This window comes from Streptomyces sp. NPDC017890 (genome assembly GCF_044328675.1).
Lineage (GTDB): Bacteria > Actinomycetota > Actinomycetes > Streptomycetales > Streptomycetaceae > Streptomyces.
The window spans coordinates 1-2,026 of sequence record NZ_JBIRHU010000121.1 but is presented as its reverse complement, the minus strand read 5'-3'; the positions used below and the strand labels follow the sequence as shown (position 1 = coordinate 2,026).

3 protein-coding genes are annotated in these 2,026 nt (G+C 59.4%); 2 read left to right on the top strand and 1 reads right to left on the bottom strand.

All coding sequences use genetic code 11. The features are described 5' to 3' along the window. Window positions 1–522: 522 nt before the first annotated feature. Entirely contained in the window at window positions 523–783 is a 261-nt protein-coding gene (locus tag ACH4F2_RS35840) for a WhiB family transcriptional regulator (RefSeq protein WP_003945293.1), read from the bottom strand. A 309-nt stretch (window positions 784–1,092) separates the two neighbouring features. On the opposite strand from ACH4F2_RS35840, the gene ACH4F2_RS35835 reads away from it, so the two are divergent. Together ACH4F2_RS35835 and ACH4F2_RS35830 are read left to right on the top strand one after the other, a co-directional pair. Continuing rightward, on the top strand, window positions 1,093–1,734 hold the full coding sequence (locus tag ACH4F2_RS35835) for a DUF6615 family protein (protein WP_003945292.1): 642 nt from the start codon (window positions 1,093–1,095) through the stop codon (window positions 1,732–1,734). Window positions 1,735–1,757: 23 nt separating this feature from the next. Continuing rightward, window positions 1,758–2,026: hypothetical protein (locus ACH4F2_RS35830; protein ID WP_398136791.1), on the top strand; the 269-nt coding region annotated here is incomplete at its 3' end.

Sequence of the window (2,026 nt, the reverse complement as noted above, 5' to 3'; positions counted from 1 at the left end):
CTTCGCGCAGTTCGATGTCGAAAAGCGTGAGCTGCGAGTCGTTCATCGCATTTCCTGGATCAACTCTGCTGCAGGCCCGAGCGCTTCGTCTTCGTCGGTCGCATTCTTTGCCCCTCGAAGGGCAACGGTGAGGCCCGCAACACCCAACAGGCATGTCATCGAGGCACCTGCCATGAACAGAAGATCACCCACGCGAGGTACCGATTTCGCTTGCTGGACGGATCCACGAAATCCACGCCTCATGCTCGTCTGCGTGCAGCGGAACAGAACCCGGATCATCCGGGTGAGCGTCCGCCCACGCTGATTGTTCGGCCACAAGATCCGCCACCGTCGCCCACCTTTTCGAGGTACAAGGCGGATTCACAACAGCCGCTTTGGCGAGCGCTCGGCGGGTAGCCCCACTGAGACTGAGCAGCTCAGTGCCGCAAATCCCTCGATCCCAGATGTACCGAGCGAGTTTGATGGAATCGGCATACCTCGCGGCCTCCGCGTACGAGGTATGGGTGAAGTCCACGTGGGTGGTCACTGTTGCACCCGCGAATAGCGACGGCGCCGCTCCGAGGCGGTCAACCCACCCCAGACACCGAAACGCTCGTCGTTCGCCAATGCGAATGCCAAGCAGTCGACACGAACGTCGCATCCTGCGCAGACTCGCTTCGCCGGACGGACCGCTTCTCCCGGTTCAGGAAAGAATGCTTCGGGATCAGTGCGTTGGCACACTGCCCGCTCCTGCCAATCGACATTCCCAGCGGTATCGCTTGGGTGAATCTCGGTGATGGTCATCGAAACCACGACTCCTCTACACATCGGCCTCTCGGATTGATGGGCGAACGGTAGCGAGGGACCTGGACTGCTTGAACCGAAGCAGAGGGGCCACCCTGCCTTTTCGAAACTTCACACGGTGGAAGCGAAGCGCAGTTCTACCCGATCAGTGCATTTCTGGGCACTTCTAGCGACTGCACAACCACCGGTAGATTCCTAAGCTCGCCTACAGACATGCGATCCTCTGACGCCGGCAACCCTTGTCCGGCGGCCCAACCAACCGACGGGATACACGTGCCAATTCCAACTTCTTCCACGCCTGGCCCAGTCATGACGCAACTCGCAACAGCGCTGTTCAAAAATGCACACCGCGCCGGCCAAAACTTCACGGATGGAGAGCTCCACAACATCCGCCAAGGTGAAGAAGGAACCACGGAACGGATCTTGCTGGACTTCGCGAAAACCCTTCCCGACCTCCACGTCGGAGCCTTCACCCGCAGAGAGGAATCCCGCTACGGTGCGGACTGGAAATGGTGGATCTCGGACGGCTCGAACAAATGGTTTCACCTCGTCATCCAAGCCAAGAAGCTTCAAACACCCAAAGCGCACGCGGCCGGGAAATACAAGATCAAACACACCGTTCGATCCACTGGCATGCAGCAGATCGACCTACTCGACCTCTACGCCCGAAAGAGCGGAGCGCATAGCCTCTATGCGCTCTACAACCTCGCCGCTCGCGGCGTCCGGTACAGCGACCACACATGCTGCCTCGGCCCCTCCGGCGACCGAATCACTGCTGTCAGCGCAGATGTATTTCTCAAGCGGTTCCCACGTACCAAGGGTCTAGTCGATGATGTCTCCCTAGCCGCGATCCGCGAATACGCAATTCCCTGGTCATGTTTGGCAGACGGTCGGGTCCCCACAGACCCCCGGCCCCCAAAGACCCTTGGGACGGAGGGCCTAACCCGTTGACTCCCACACAATTTGCACAGTGGGTGACAACCCGCCTCAACCACGGCGCCCTGAGCGCATTCAACTCGGACAGCGCGGCATATTCGATGCTCGTCAACTCCGCAACACTGAAAACCCTTGCGCACGGCCGCGAGTGGGTTCAGCGAACCTATCGCGGCTACCTCAACGCGTGGACGAGCACAGCGGACGAGATGGCACCCGACGAGCGGAAGGACGCTTGGATGACCAGTTTCCTATCTGAACTCGAATATTCCGACGTATTTTTCGCCCATCAGCCCATCAGGATCTTCGA